Source organism: Streptacidiphilus rugosus AM-16, from assembly GCF_000744655.1.
Taxonomy (GTDB): Bacteria; Actinomycetota; Actinomycetes; order Streptomycetales; family Streptomycetaceae; genus Streptacidiphilus; species Streptacidiphilus rugosus.
This window is the reverse complement of the sequence record NZ_JQMJ01000004.1, coordinates 2,430,109-2,443,498: the sequence shown is the minus strand read 5'-3', so window position 1 is coordinate 2,443,498 and position 13,390 is coordinate 2,430,109. Positions and strand designations below refer to the sequence as shown.

11 protein-coding genes and 1 tRNA gene are annotated in these 13,390 nt (G+C 72.7%); 6 read left to right on the top strand and 6 right to left on the bottom strand.

Annotation, left to right across the window (positions count from 1 at the left end; translation table 11 throughout):
* The first annotated feature begins 63 nt into the window (after window positions 1-63).
* The gene (locus BS83_RS20170; protein ID WP_051943432.1) at window positions 64-1,185 is read left to right on the top strand and encodes a DUF475 domain-containing protein; all 1,122 of its coding nucleotides are present in this window, start codon (window positions 64-66) and stop codon (window positions 1,183-1,185) included.
* Window positions 1,186-1,283: 98 nt separating this feature from the next.
* Here BS83_RS20170 and BS83_RS20165 read toward each other — a convergent pair whose 3' ends face one another.
* The gene (locus tag BS83_RS20165) at window positions 1,284-2,459 is read right to left on the bottom strand and encodes an ROK family transcriptional regulator (protein WP_037609488.1); all 1,176 of its coding nucleotides are present in this window, start codon (window positions 2,457-2,459) and stop codon (window positions 1,284-1,286) included.
* Between the two features lie 63 nt (window positions 2,460-2,522).
* Window positions 2,523-3,524, bottom strand: a complete 1,002-nt coding sequence (locus tag BS83_RS20160) for a DUF2637 domain-containing protein (RefSeq protein ID WP_037605075.1) — start codon at window positions 3,522-3,524, stop codon at window positions 2,523-2,525.
* A 242-nt stretch (window positions 3,525-3,766) separates the two neighbouring features.
* On the opposite strand from BS83_RS20160, the gene BS83_RS20155 reads away from it, so the two are divergent.
* A complete protein-coding gene (locus BS83_RS20155) occupies window positions 3,767-4,501 on the top strand; it encodes a Tellurium resistance (RefSeq protein WP_037605074.1) in 735 nt (244 codons plus the stop codon).
* 111 nt (window positions 4,502-4,612) lie between these two features.
* Here the strand turns inward: BS83_RS20155 and BS83_RS20150 are convergent, their stop codons facing one another.
* Complete coding sequence (locus tag BS83_RS20150; protein ID WP_037605072.1) at window positions 4,613-5,455, bottom strand: TerD family protein; 843 nt, start codon at window positions 5,453-5,455, stop codon at window positions 4,613-4,615.
* A gap of 341 nt (window positions 5,456-5,796) precedes the next feature.
* Between BS83_RS20150 and BS83_RS20145 the strand changes: the two genes are divergently transcribed.
* The 3 genes from BS83_RS20145 (at window position 5,797) to BS83_RS20135 (ending at window position 10,635) form a co-directional block, all read left to right on the top strand.
* Window positions 5,797-6,987 carry an HpcH/HpaI aldolase/citrate lyase family protein gene (locus BS83_RS20145; protein WP_037605071.1) on the top strand — a complete coding sequence of 397 codons (1,191 nt, stop codon included), beginning with the start codon at window positions 5,797-5,799 and terminating at the stop codon, window positions 6,985-6,987.
* Window positions 6,988-7,084: 97 nt separating this feature from the next.
* The gene (locus tag BS83_RS20140; protein WP_037609487.1) at window positions 7,085-9,718 is read left to right on the top strand and encodes a phosphoribosyltransferase; all 2,634 of its coding nucleotides are present in this window, start codon (window positions 7,085-7,087) and stop codon (window positions 9,716-9,718) included.
* A complete protein-coding gene (locus BS83_RS20135) occupies window positions 9,715-10,635 on the top strand; it encodes an HAD family hydrolase (RefSeq protein WP_232248431.1) in 921 nt (306 codons plus the stop codon). The genes BS83_RS20140 and BS83_RS20135 overlap by 4 nt, the downstream gene beginning before the upstream one ends.
* On the opposite strand, the gene BS83_RS20130 is transcribed toward BS83_RS20135, so the two are convergent.
* The 3 genes from BS83_RS20130 to BS83_RS20120 form a co-directional block, all read right to left on the bottom strand.
* On the bottom strand, window positions 10,601-11,104 hold the full coding sequence (locus tag BS83_RS20130) for a DUF4383 domain-containing protein (RefSeq protein WP_063774201.1): 504 nt from the start codon (window positions 11,102-11,104) through the stop codon (window positions 10,601-10,603). The two genes, BS83_RS20135 and BS83_RS20130, sit on opposite strands and share 35 nt — an antisense overlap.
* A gap of 343 nt (window positions 11,105-11,447) precedes the next feature.
* The gene (locus BS83_RS20125; RefSeq protein ID WP_037609484.1) at window positions 11,448-11,666 is read right to left on the bottom strand and encodes an FmdB family zinc ribbon protein; all 219 of its coding nucleotides are present in this window, start codon (window positions 11,664-11,666) and stop codon (window positions 11,448-11,450) included.
* Between the two features lie 67 nt (window positions 11,667-11,733).
* The gene (locus BS83_RS20120; RefSeq protein WP_332262342.1) at window positions 11,734-12,885 is read right to left on the bottom strand and encodes a coiled-coil domain-containing protein; all 1,152 of its coding nucleotides are present in this window, start codon (window positions 12,883-12,885) and stop codon (window positions 11,734-11,736) included.
* Window positions 12,886-13,185: 300 nt separating this feature from the next.
* On the opposite strand from BS83_RS20120, the gene BS83_RS20115 reads away from it, so the two are divergent.
* A tRNA-Val gene (locus BS83_RS20115) sits at window positions 13,186-13,260 on the top strand.
* Window positions 13,261-13,390 lie beyond the last annotated feature (130 nt).

Here is a 13,390-nt window from a genome sequence, read left to right as displayed (position 1 = left end):
GGCTTCACCGATTCGGGTGAGTCATCCGTCCGCCCCTCGGCGAATCGAAAGGGTAGGCATCCCGTGTTGCTCCGCACCTTCGGATGGTCCTTCGGGATCACCTTGCTCGGACTAGCCGCCGCAGCGTATTTCTGGGGGGCGGACGGGTTCGGCATCGTCCTCATCCTCTCGATCCTGGAGATCTCGCTCTCCTTCGACAACGCGGTCATCAACGCGACCGTGCTGAAGCGGATGAATCCGTTCTGGCAGCGGATCTTCCTCACCGTCGGCGTGCTCATCGCCGTCTTCGGCATGCGGCTGATCTTCCCGCTGCTGGTCGTCGCGCTGACCGCCCACATCGGCCCGCAGACGGTCGTCTCGCTGGCGCTGGACTCGTCCAAGACGTACAACGGGCTGACCTACGCCCAGCACCTGGAAGCCGCCCACCCGGCGATCGCGGCCTTCGGCGGAACGTTCCTGCTGATGATCTTCCTGGACTTCATCTTCGGGGAGAAGGAGATCCGCTGGCTCGAGCCACTGGAGCGGCCGCTCGAGAAGATCGGCAAGCTGGACCAGCTCTCCGTCGTCGTCGCGCTGACCGTGCTGATGCTCTCGGCCCGCTTCTTCGCCGGTGACCACGCCGAGACCGTGCTGCTGGCCGGCGTCGCCGGCCTGACGACCTATCTGGCCGTCAGCGGACTCTCCAGCCTCTTCGAGGCCGAGGGCGACGAGGAGGCCGAGGAGGAGGCCGAGAGCCAGGCGTCGGGCCGCCCGGCGAAGTCGGCCGTGCAGGTCGCCGGCAAGGCCGCGTTCTTCCTCTTCATGTACCTGGAGGTCCTCGACGCGTCGTTCTCCTTCGACGGCGTGGTGGGCGCGTTCGCGATCACGCAGGACATCTTCCAGATCACCCTGGGCCTCGGCATCGGCGCGATGTACATCCGCTCGCTGACCGTCTACCTGGTCCGCCAGGGCACCCTGGACGACTACGTCTACCTGGAGCACGGCGCGCACTACGCGATCGGCGCGCTGGCCTTCATCCTGATGGTCTCGATCAAGTACTCGATCCCGGAGGTCGTCACCGGCCTGATCGGCGTGACCTTCATCGGCCTCGCGCTGGTCAGCTCGATCCTCCGCAACCGCCGCGAAGGCGGCGACGGGGACGACCCGGCCGAACTGGACGCGCCCTCGGGAGTGGCCAGGCTGTAGCCCCCGCCGGACCGGCCGGGCCGGTCCTGCACGCGAACGACGCCACCCCGGCAGCCGGAGGCTGCCGGGGTGGCGTCGTCTCAGGGCCTGCTGCTTCTTCAGGGCCTGCGGTGGCCGGAGGTGAAGCGGGCCGCAAGGATCTGCTCCAGCGCCTCCCGCGTCGCCACCGCCACCGCGCCGGCCAGCACCGCGCCGTCGCCGAGTGCGGAGACCTCGAGGCGGGGCGGGTAGGGGATGCGGGTGGCGAGCCGGGCGGCGACGCGGTCCAGCAGCAGGTCGCCGTTGAGGCCGATGCCACCGCCGAGGACCGCGAGTTCGACGTCCACGACGGCCGCCACCGGGGTCAGGTAGCCGGCGATCCTGCGGGCCTCCTCGTCCACCGCCGCCAGCGCACCGTCGTCACCGGCGCGGGCCAGGGCGAACAGCTCCTCCGTCGACGCGGGCACCCGGCCCTCGGGGAAGAGCGTCGCCGCGTACTGCAGCAGCGCCGCCGCGCACGGGTCGTTGGCGTCGAGCTCGGGCTCGGTGAAGACGCTGTCCAACTCACCCGCCGCTCCGGCGAAGCCGCGGTGCAGCTCGCCCCTGAGCACCAGGCCTGCCCCGACGCCGGTGCCGACCGAGAGGAAGCAGAAACTCTCGGCGTCCTGTCCCCGCCCGGCCCGGCGCTCACCGAGCGCGGCCAGGTGGATGTCGTTCTCCAGGGTCACCGGCAGGCCGAGCGCCCGCGCGAACGCGTCCTGCGCGGGAAAGCCGTCCAGTGCGGGCACGTTGAGCGCCTGCCAGATGCGGCCCTCGCGCAGGTCCACCACGCCGGGGACGCCTATGGCGGCGTGCTGGAGCTCGCTCGGGGCGATGCCCGAGGCGCGGGCCAGGCGGTCGGCCAGCGTCGCGGCGGCCTCGACCATCTGCGACGCGTCCTGACCGGTGACGTCGACGTCCTGCCGGGCCAGGAGCTGGCCCTCGAGGTCGGCGACCGCGCCGCGCAGCCGCCGGGCGCCGACGTCCAGCGCAAGCACGTGCGCGGCCTGCGGGCGCGGCGCGAAGAACAGCGCGCCGTAGGTGGGGCCCAGCTCCTGACGGTTCGCCTGCCCGGCCTCCGCGACCAGTCCGAGGTCGAGCAGATCCTGCAGCAGCGCCGACACCGTCGGTTTGGAGATGCCCGTCTCCCGGGCCACCTCCGCCCGGGAGATCGGGGACTGCGCGCGGATCACGTCGAAGACCGTGCGGAGATTGATCTCCCTGAGCGTGGCGGAGGTGGCGGGCTTGGCAGGCATGGTCACACTCTAGGGCCCGCCCCGGACCCGTGCCGGGCCCTCCGGACAGAGCATGACCGCAGGTCAGCCGAACTGCTGTTCAAGATCCTTGAGTTTGCGGTCCAGCGAGTCGAGGCGGGACATCGTGCTGTCCTCCTCCTCGTCCACCATCGGGGAGGACGCCGCGTGGGACGGCAGCGCGCTCGCGCTCCGGCGACGCGGCAGAACGCCGCGCGGGGCGGCGGGCTCGAGGGCGGCGACGCCGCCGGCCGTGTCGGAGGCGTCCAGTGTGGTGAGCTCCTTGACCGGCGCGGAACGCGCGATCGCCTTGAGCTCGGCCCGCTCGCGCCGCTCCTCGCTGCGCTGCCGCGCCGCGTTCAGCTCCTTCTGGCGCTTCTCCTCGCGGACCTCGTCGACCGCCTCGTCCAGGCTGCGCACGTTCTCCAGCAGCATCAACGACCAGGCCTTGTAGGTCTCGACGGGTGCGCGCAGCCAGCGGACCATGCGGATCTGCGGCAGCGGGCGCGGCACCAGGCCCTGCTCGCGCAGCGCGGCACGGCGGGTCTGCTTCAGCGCGCGGTCGAAGAGGACCGCGGCGGAGAGGGACATGCCGGCGAAGAACTGCGGGGCGCCGTTGTGGTCGCCGCCGCGCGGCGCGTGCACGAAGTTGAACCAGGCGGAGGCGCCGGCGAAGAGCCAGACCAGCAGACGGGAACCGGTCGCGGCGTCACCGTGGCTGGCCTCGCGGACCGCGAGGACCGAGCAGAACATGGCCGCACCGTCGAGACCGAAGGGGACCAGGTACTCCCAGCCGCCGGACAGGCCCAGGTTCTCCCGGCCGAAGCCGACCAGACCGTGGAAGGAGAGCGCGGCGGCGACCGACGCGCAGGCGAAGAGCAGCACGTAGGAGGCGGATCCGTACAGCGCCTCCTTGCGGCGGCGGCGCTCCTCGCTGCGTTCCCAGGAGTCCTCGGCGGCCGCGTGCCGGGGCTTCTTCGTGCGCAGCAGACTCATGACGACGGCGACGACGAGCGCTGCCGCGCAGCCGACGACCAGCCAGACCAGTTGTATGGAGGATAGGTTCATACGGGCGCGCCTCGGCTTGGGAGTGTGGCAGGAGACTCCGTATCGTACGCGTGAGCAACCTGTGTTATCGACCGGGTCGCGACAACCCCGTGCCAACCCCCGTGCGGGGCAGGTGCGGCATGGTGTCCCGGCCAGTGGGTAAACCGGAGTTGAGCGGATTTGTGCCGGATCGGCGGGCGCGGGTCCCAGGGGGAGACGGAACTGCGGGCCACAGGGCCCGCGGGACACGAGGGGGCGTCGGCATGGCCGGGCTGCGGGACCTGTTGCGCAAGGCCGACCGCGGCCTGGACTTCGGCATCGAGCGGGTGACCCTCGACAAGCGGCAGCGAAGCATCTCGCTCACCGAGCAGGGCGCGCTCAGCGGAACCATGCAGGTCAACCTGCACTGGACCACCCGCGAACCGGAACGCCCCCGGCGTACCGCGGGCGAACAGCTGCGCGCCCTGTTCAACCCGAACCCGTTCCGCCCGGTGACGCTCGGTCAGAGCGCCACCGAACCGGTCGCGGTCGACCTGGACCTGGGCTGCATGTACGAGCTGACGGACGGCACGAAGGGCGTCATCCAGCCACTCGGTTCGTACATGGGCGATCTGCAGCACCCGCCGTACATCAAGCTCAGCCGTGACGACCGGTCAGGCGCGCCGACCGGCGAGATGATGTACATCGACATGGACAAGCGGGACCAGTTCAAGCGCCTGCTCATCTTCGTCTACATCTACGACGAGACCCCCGCCTTCGACCGCACCCACGCGGTGGTGACGCTCTTCCCGACGGCCGGCCCCCGGATCGAGGTGCGGCTGGAGGAGCGCGCGGCCGAGGCGCGGTCGTGCGCGGTGCTGCTGATCGAGAACAGGGGCAACGGCGAGTTCCTGGTCAGCCGCGAGCTGCGGTACGTCTACGGCTTCCAGGCGGAGCTTGACCGCCTCTACGGCTGGGGGCTCCAGTGGCAGCGGGGCTTCAAGCCGGTCGGCGGCTGAGCGGTCCCACCGCCGGCCCCCGCCCGTCACGACCCGCCTGGTACGTCTCGCCTGGTACGTCCCGCCCGGCACGTCCCGCCTGGCACGTCCTGCGGGTCACGTCCCCGGGGGTCACTTCGCCCTGCCGGGCTGGAACTGCGGTCCCTGGGGCGGGAGGGAGAAGCCCGCCGGGGGCGGGAGCAGCTGTTCGACCACGACCGGGGCAGGAGCCGGAACCGGAACCGGATCCGGATCCGGGACGGGGGCCGGTGACGGGGCGGGGGCCGGTGCGTGGGACTGGACGTGCGTCTCCTGCGACGGCGTCACCGACGGGGTGAAGGGATGTGCCGGGGGCGGCGGCGTCGGGGCCGCCTCGGCCTCGGGGACGGGTGTCGGCTCCGCGGCGACCGCCTGCTCGGCGGGTTCGTCGTCGACCGTCACGCCGAAGTCCAGGGCCAGGCCGACCAGGCCCGAGGCGTAGCCCTGTCCGATGGCGCGGAACTTCCAGCCGCCGGAGCGGCGGTAGAGCTCACCGCAGAGCAGGGCGGCGACGCCGCGCGCGTCCACGATGTCGAAGCGCGCCAGGGCCTGGGCACCCGGGCCGCCGGCGATGTCGAAGAGCAGCAGCTGCAGGCCGGACACCTCGCCGAAGCCCCGCTCCTCCGCCATCGAGGCGCCCAGCACCACCCGGTCCACCCAGTCCGGCAGCCGGTGCAGGTCGATGTCCAGGGTGTCGGTGATCTCCTCACCGCGCCGCGCCTTCGAGCGGTGCCTGACCAGACCGCTCGGATGCCGGGGCTGGTTGTAGAACACGAAGTCCGTGTCCTCGCGGACCCGGCCCTGGGCGGTGAGCAGCAGCGCCGACGCGTCGACGTCCGGCGTTCCCGGCCGCTGCTGCCAGCGCAGCACGGCGCGCACCGCCGCCACGTCGGCGGGGAGTGTCGTGTTCGAGCCCTTCGGCATGACCTTGGTCATGGGTTCATCCTGCCGCACGCACGAGCGCGGTGGTAAGCGCGGTGCCCACCGGCGTCGGATGCGTCGTCCGCGTCGGCGCGGCGGAGGGTTCGGTCGTCGGGAGCGGCCGTCGGGGGAGCGGCCGGCGATCGGCGTCGGGACAGGGCCGGGACAAGGTCGGGACAGCGCCGGGACGGTGCCGGGGAACCGCGGCGGGGCGTGGCGCGGTCCGGAGCAGGGGAGTCCCGGATGTCCGTTGTGTTTCGTCCCGCGCACATACACAAGAAGAGACGGTTTCAGCGCTGGCTTTTGCCTGTTTCTTACGTACGATGAGCCGCCTCAACCCATCCCGAGAGGGGACCATGCGCCACTTCGGCCAGCTCGACGCGCAGACCCGGCAGCGTCTCTTCCTGCACGAGCCCGCCTCCTTCCAGCGAGACAGCGATCCCGCTCTGCTGGCCGCCGCTTTGGGTGCGACCCTTTATTCTCCGGCCACCCGGTCCACCCTCGCCGACGACGTGCGCCGCCAGGCCGCGCGGGGCGTGGTGTCCATGGTGCTGTGCCTGGAGGACGCCATCGACGACGCCGACGTCCCGGCGGCGGAGGCCAATCTCGTCGCCCAGGTCCGCGAACTCGCGAACCTGCGCCGCCAGGGCGGGACCCCGTTGTCGCTGCCGCTGCTCTTCGTCCGGGTCCGCAGGGCCGAGCAGATCCCCGACCTCGCCCGCCGACTGGGCCAGGACGCGCTGGCGCTGCTCTCCGGTTTCGTGGTGCCCAAGTTCACCAGGGACAGCGGGCTGCCCTTCCTGGAGGCGCTGGCCGAGCTGCGTACCTCCAGCGGCCTGCCGCTGTACGTGATGCCCGTGCTGGAGTCGCCGGAGCTGGCGTATCTGGAGACCCGCGCCGAGATGCTCCTCGACGTCGCCCAGGTCCTTGGCAAGTACCGGGAGTCGGTGCTCGCCGTCCGTCTCGGAGTGACCGACCTGTGCTCCGCGTACGGACTGCGCCGCCCGCCGGACCTGACGGCGTACGACGTGCAGATCGTCGCCTCGGTGATCGGCGACGTGGTCAACACGCTGGGCCGCGCCGACGGCACCGGCTACACCGTGACCGGACCCGTCTGGGAGTACTTCCCGGTCCAGGAGCGGAAGTTCAAGCCGCAGCTGCGGCAGAGCCCGTTCGCGGAGACCGAGCCGCCGACCGACCAGGTCCGCCGCAGACTGATCGACCACGGACTGGACGGCCTCATCCGCGAGATCGAACTCGACCGCGCCAACGGCCTGCTGGGCAAGACCTGCATCCACCCGAGCCACGTGCCCGCCGTGCACGCCATGTCGGTGGCCACCCACGAGGAGTGGTCCGACGCCTGCGACGTCCTCCAGGAGGACCGGGCCGGCGGCGGCGTGCTGCGCTCGGCCTACACGAACAAGATGAACGAGGTGAAGCCGCACCGCGCCTGGGCGCGGCGGGTGATGGCACGGGCCGCGGCCTTCGGCGTCGCCCGGGAGGACGTCACCTTCGCGGAGCTGCTGGGCGCCTGCCTGTGCTGCTGAGGCGGCCGGGCCGCCACGTAGGGTCCACCTGTCGGCCATCTGGCCGTGGTGGGCTTCCGTCACGAACGAAACAAGGAACGTGAGCACTGAGATGACGATGTCGGGCGCGCCGAGCGAGGCGTCGACGAGCGCGGAGCCGGCCGAGCGGACCGAGTCGGTCGAGCGGGGCGTCGTCTGGGCGGGGGAGTGGGTCGAGCGGGAGCTCGACGTGCGCCTGCCGGACGGCGAGGTCCGCGAGCTGGTCGGCCTGGCCCTGCGGCGCAACCCGCGCCGGGCGCACCTGCTCGTCTCCACCGTGCTCGGCAAGCACGTCCCGCAGCTGCCGTCCCTGGTCCACGGCGCCGGTGTCGCGCTGGGCGAACGCGTGCGCGCGCTGCTCGGCGACGACGCGACGGCGTCGCGGGCCGTCGTCCTCGGCTACGCGGAGACGGCGACGGCGCTGGGCCAGTGCGTCGCCGACGGCCTCGGCGGCGCGCCCTACCTGCACTCCACCCGGCGGCCGGTCGCGGGCGTGGTCCCGGTCGGCGGCTTCGAGGAGGAGCACTCGCACGCCACTTCCCACCTGCTGCTGCCCGAGCACGCCTCGCTGCTGACCGAGGGCGACGGACCGCTGGTCCTGGTCGACGACGAGTTCTCCACCGGCCGCACCATCGCCAACACGCTCACGGCGCTGCACACGGTCCACGCCCGGCAGCGCTACGTCGTCGTCACCCTGGTCGACCTGAGGGACGAGGACGACCGCGACCGCCTGGTGAAGCTCGCCGCAGACCTCGGCACCCGCATCGACGTCGTCGCGGCGGCCACGGCCCGCGTCGCCCTCCCCCCGGACGTCCTCACCCGCGGCGCGGCGCTCGTCGCCGCGGCGGAGGCGGAGGCAGGGGCGGAGGCCGCGCCGGTCGGGGAGCCGTCCGCGGCGTCGGCTGGCGTGGTGCGGGAGTCGGCGTCGCGGGGGTCGGCGCCGCTGGAGCGGATCGAGCTCGGGTGGCCGCTCGGACTGCCCGACGGCGGGCGCCACGGCTTCACCGTCGCCGACCGGGCGCGCCTGGACGCGGCACTGCCGTCGATGGCCGCGCGCCTCGCCGCCGGGCTCGCCCCGGTGCTCGACACGTCCGGCCCGTCCGGCCCGTCCGGCCCGTCCGACCGGTCCGGCACATTCGACAGGTCTGACAGGTCCGGCACGGCGGGCGTGACCCTCACGCCGCCGCGCGTGCTGGTGCTCGGCTGCGAAGAACTGATGTACGCGCCGCTGCGCCTCGCCGCCGCGCTGGAGCAGACGCTCGGCGACGCCGCCGAGGTCCGCTTCTCCAGCACCACCCGCTCGCCCGTCCTCGCCGTCGACGACCCCGGCTATGCGATCCGCACCCGGCTGGAGTTCCCCGCCCCCGCCGACGACGAGGGCCTCAGGTACGCCTACAACGTGGCCCCCGGCACGGACCCGGCCCGGCGCTTCGACGCCGTCGTGCTGCTCGTCGACTCCGACGCCGACGGACCGCGGCTCACCCTCCCCGGCGGCCTTCTCGACGTGCTCCGCGACCGCGCCGTCACCGACCGCGTCCTGCTCGCCGTCGTCCCCAGCCACCGGCCGCTGCCGGCCCCGCTGCACGGCCCTGCCTTCTCCTCCTACCGCGCCGACGAGGTCTCCTGGCTGCTCAAGGACCTCTCCTCGGTCGCCCTCGAGGCGCCGACCGAGGAGCGCGAGGAGGCGATCCAGCAGGGCGGCGCGCACTACGCGGAGTCGCTGCCCGTCGAGTACCAGCCCAGCGACGCCTACCAGGCGTTGTACCAGCAGGCCCTGACAGCCTCCGCCGCCCGCGTCGCCCACGCCGTCGGCGTCGTCACCGAGACCGTCCTCGCCGAGCGCGGCAGCGGCGCGGTCCTGGCCTCGCTCGCCCGCGCCGGAACGCCCGTCGGCGTGCTGATGCGGCGCTGGGCCGCCCAGGTCCACGGCCTGGACCTGCCGCACTACGCCGTCTCCATCGTGCGCGGCCGCGGCATCGACCCGACCGCGCTGCGGTACCTGGCCCGGCGTCACCACGCGTCCGACGTCGTCTTCGTCGACGGCTGGACCGGCAAGGGCGCGATCACCCACGAGCTCGCGGCCGCGCTCGACGGCACCGACTTCGACCCGTCCCTCGCCGTGCTCGCCGACCCTGGCCGCTGTGTGCGGACCTTCGGAACCCGCGAGGACTTCCTGATCCCCTCCGCCTGCCTCAACTCCACCGTCTCCGGCCTGATCTCACGCACCGTGCTGCGCGAGGGCCTGATCGGTCCGGACGAGTTCCACGGCGCCAAGTTCTACCGCGAACTCGCCGGCGCGGACGTCTCAGGCGCCTTCCTGGACGAGGTCGCCGCCCACTTCGACGCCGTGCGCGACGCCGCACTCGCCGACGCGGCCCGGATGACCTCCGCGGACCCGGCCGTCGCCGCGGAGCGCGCGCCGGACTGGTCCGGCTGGGCGGCCGTCGAGCGGATCAGCGGCGAGTACGGCATCGGCAGCGTGAACCTGGTCAAGCCGGGCGTCGGCGAGACCACCCGGGTGCTGCTGCGACGCGTGCCGTGGCGGGTCCTGGTCCGGCGCGGAGTGGGGGCCGACCTCGACCACGTGCGGCTGCTCGCCGAGCAGCGCTCCGTGCCCGTCGAGGAGGTCGACGACCTCCCCTACAGCTGTGTCGGCCTGATCCATCCGCACTTCACCCGTGCGGCCATCGGCTCGGAAGGAACCGCTCTGTGACACCCGCCCCCGCCCGCCCCAGGCACCTGATCGCGTGCGACCTGGACCGGACGCTGGTCTACTCGCCCCGTGCCCTCGGCCTCACCGTCCCCGACGAGGAGGCCCCGAGGCTGCTCGCGGTCGAGGTGCACAAGGGGGAGCCGCTCTCCTTCATGACCGAGCAGGCCGCCCAGCTGCTCGCCGAGCTGATCGTGGCCGCCGAGTTCGTCCCGGCGACCACCCGCACCCGCGCCCAGTACCGCAGGATCCACCTGCCGGGACCGGTCCCCGACTGGACCCCCCGCTACGCGATCTGCGCCAACGGCGGTCACCTGCTCGTGGACGGGCACACCGACCGCGACTGGCACAAGGCCATGCTCGCGACCCTCGCCGAGCACTGCGCGCCGCTGGACGAGATCGTGCAGCACCTGGCCATGGAGGCCGACCCTGAGTGGACGCGCAAGCGCCGCGTCGCCGAGGACCTCTTCGCGTACCTGGTCGTCGACCGGCAGATGCTGCCGGAGGGCTGGGTGGACGAGCTGACCGGCTGGGCTGGCGAGCGCGGCTGGGGGGTGTCGCTGCAGGGACGCAAGATCTACCTGGTCCCGCAGCCGCTGACCAAGTCCGCCGCCCTGGCGGAGGTGGAACGCCGCACCGGCGCCGCGACGATCCTCGCGGCGGGCGACTCGCTGCTCGACACGGAGATGCTGCTCGCCGCGGACGCGGGCTTCCGCCCGGGCCACGGCGAGCTCGCGGAGAGCGGCTGGACCGCCCCCGGCGTCACCGCCCTCGCCGAGACCGGCGTCGCGGCGGGGGAGGAGCTGGTGCGCCGGCTGCTGGCGGCGGTCGGCGGGGACTCGGGCGACGCGGGCGCGGATGGTGCCGGTGGTGCGTCCGGCCGCGTCAGTGCGGCAGGGCGCGTGGCGGCAACGGGTTGACCCTCGCCGCCTCGGGATGGCGGCTGCGCCAGTAGGGGTTGTCGTACGGCAGGTGGGTGGTGACCCTGCCGTACATCCCGAAGGTCATCAGCGCCAGGCCGACCAGGAAACTGAAGATCACGTTCCTCATGTGGAACGCCAGGAAGTTGTGGTCCCCGTCGAGCAGCCCCAGGTTCACGAATCCGCTGAGGATGAAGAGGACGCCGACGGAGATGTTCAGCGTGGACGCGAAGTTCCCGCCCCGCACCGCCCCGTAGATCAGCAGCGCGCCGAACAGCACCGAGAGCAGGCTCAGTGTCCCGTTGCTGGTCATGCCGAGCACGTGGTCGCCGTTGGTCGAGAAGAAGCCGACGTTGTCGGTGAAGCCGAGAATGCCGAAGACGATCAGGAACAGCCCGATCGCGCCCGCGCTGTAGCGGTAGACCTGGCCGAGCCTGTGGTCCACCGGAAGATGGTCCTGCAGTTGCATTGCCGCCTCCCTGGGTGTGGGGCTGGTGACGGCAGTCCGGATACCCATCGTCCGACCCGTCCAGGCGGCATGCAACAGTCGTCCGGGTGCCGGGTGCCGGGTGCCGGGTGCCGGGTGCCGGGTGCCGGGTACGAGGTACCCGGCACCCGGACCGGCGCGCTCAGGCCTGCGGCGCACGTCGGAGGCCCGGGGCCGGAGGTCAGGCCTGCGGCCCAGTCCTGCGGCGCACGTGTGGCGCAGGCCTGCGGCGCACGTCGGCGGCCCACGTCAGAGGCGCAGACCTGCGGCGTACGTCAGGGGCCCAGCCCTGCGGTGGACGTCGGCGGCCCACGTCAGGGCTCGGTCAGCCGCAGCAACCGCCGCCGCAGCAACCCCCGCCTCCGCCGCCCGCCTGCGGGGCCGCGCCGGCCGAGCCGGTCCCGGTCACGGCGACCATCGACATCAGCTTCGTCACGTCCTCGTGCCCGGCCGGGCAGACCGCGGGCGCGTTGGCCTGCGACATGGGGCGGTTGAGCTCGAACGTGGCGCCGCAGGAACGGCAGCGGTAGTCATAGCGAGGCATGCCGCCCATCCTCTCATCCGTGCTCCCTGACAGGACAGACTCGGCGTGCCGGGTCTGTCCTCGGGCCTCAGCGGCGCGGCATCCCCTGTTCCGTGCGGATCGCCTGCACCACCGCGGCCGCGGTCTCGCGCACGGCGGCGGTCTCGGTCAGGAAGTGCCAGTAGTCCGGGTGCACACCGGTCAGCCCGGCCTCCGCCCGCGCCAGCCGCTCCAGCGCCGCGTCCAGCGGCTGCGCGTGGCGGGGATCGGGGGAGTTCCGGCCGGCCATGGCCAGCCGCTGGGCGTCCCTGATGGCGAAGCGGGCCTTCTCGATCTCCGCCTGCGGGTTGCGCTGCGCCTCGTTCAGCGAGTGCAGTCGGTCGTTCGCGAGCGCGACCGAGCCGTCCGCCGTGGTCAGCAAGGTGCGCGTCTGGGCGATGATCGCCAGCCCGTCGGCGAAACGCTGCTCGTTCCGCGCCTTCTCCGCCTCGTTCAGGCGGGTGAGCGCCTGCCGGGCGGACTCCTGCGCCTGGTCCGGCACCTGCTGCAGATCGCGCCAGCAGGCCTCGCTGAAGCGACGGCGCAGCTCGCTCAGGACCGGCCCGACCTGCTGTGCGCGCGTTTCCAGCGCCTGGGTACGGGTGCGCAGCGACGCCAGCGCCTTGTCGATCTCGGCGGCCTGCTGCGGCAGCCGCTCGGCCTCGGCACGGATCGCCTCGGCGGCGCGCTGCACGTCCGCGGCGGTCCGCAGCACGGACTGCACGCCGTGCTTCCCCGCGCCCTCGGTCAGCACCCGCATCTGCGGCCCCAGCTCCGCGAGCGCACGCGACTGCGCCTCCGTACCGAGACGAGCGGCCTTCGCCGCGTCGAGCGCGTTGCTGGCCGCCAGCCACGCCTGCTTCGCCCGCTCCACGGCGGGCGCCACCTGCGCCAGCTGCGCGGCAGCGGCCGTCAGCAGCGGCTCCAGGTACCCGGAGAAGCGCTCCAGCTCGGCCTTGGCCTGCAGGAGCTGCTGCCGGCTGTGCTCCAGCTGCTGCCGCGCCTGCGCGGCGGCGCCGGGAGCGAGGTCCACGGCGTCGAGGTCGACGGCGTCGAGCGCGTTGATGTACGCGGTGCTGACCTGGTCGATCCGCCCCCCGATGGCGGCGAAGTCGGCCACCGCCCGCTGTGCGCCCGGGGAGCTGTCGGACGCGGCGACTGTCTCCACGTTGATCCGCACGTCGCGCTGCAACGTGTCCACCTCGTAGAACGCCTGCGACGCAGCTTCCCGCGCCGCCTGCGCCTCAGCCCGCCCGGCCTCTCCCCGCCACCTCCGCGCCGAACCGCCCGCCACGTCTCTCCGCTCCCAACCAGCCCGCCACCCGACCCACGCCGCGACCCGCTGGCCACGACCCCGCCATCCTCCCACCCACCCCACCACCCCCGCACCAACCGGGGCGCATCCCCGTCCCGGGACCAGGTAGTCTTAGCCGTTGTTCCGGTCCCGCCGGGACTCCGGGGGACGCCGCCTAACGGGCCTCCGGGCTCCAGCGGACCACGGGGGCGCATAGCTCAGCGGTAGAGCGCTGCTCTTACAAAGCAGATGTCGGCGGTTCGAATCCGTCTGTGCCCACCAGCCCAAAGGCCCCGCAGCGATCGCGCTGCGGGGCCTTTGACGGCAGTGAGTGACGGCAACGATGCTCCCGTCGGCTCCGACTCTCCTGCTTCGCCCCTCAAATGGGCATAGGCTGAAGGACTCAATGCCT

Excerpts from the sequence above, each read along its gene's own strand:
- BS83_RS20165 (WP_037609488.1), bottom strand. The coding sequence starts at position 2,459 with ATGCCTGCCAAGCCCGCCACCTCCGCCACGCTCAGGGAGATCAATCTC.
- BS83_RS20160 (WP_037605075.1), bottom strand. The coding sequence starts at position 3,524 with ATGAACCTATCCTCCATACAACTGGTCTGGCTGGTCGTCGGCTGCGCG.
- BS83_RS20155 (WP_037605074.1), top strand. The coding sequence starts at position 3,767 with ATGGCCGGGCTGCGGGACCTGTTGCGCAAGGCCGACCGCGGCCTGGAC.
- BS83_RS20150 (WP_037605072.1), bottom strand. The coding sequence starts at position 5,455 with ATGACCAAGGTCATGCCGAAGGGCTCGAACACGACACTCCCCGCCGAC.
- BS83_RS20145 (WP_037605071.1), top strand. The coding sequence starts at position 5,797 with ATGCGCCACTTCGGCCAGCTCGACGCGCAGACCCGGCAGCGTCTCTTC.
- BS83_RS20140 (WP_037609487.1), top strand. The coding sequence starts at position 7,085 with ATGTCGGGCGCGCCGAGCGAGGCGTCGACGAGCGCGGAGCCGGCCGAG.
- BS83_RS20130 (WP_063774201.1), bottom strand. The coding sequence starts at position 11,104 with ATGCAACTGCAGGACCATCTTCCGGTGGACCACAGGCTCGGCCAGGTC.
- BS83_RS20125 (WP_037609484.1), bottom strand. The coding sequence starts at position 11,666 with ATGCCTCGCTATGACTACCGCTGCCGTTCCTGCGGCGCCACGTTCGAG.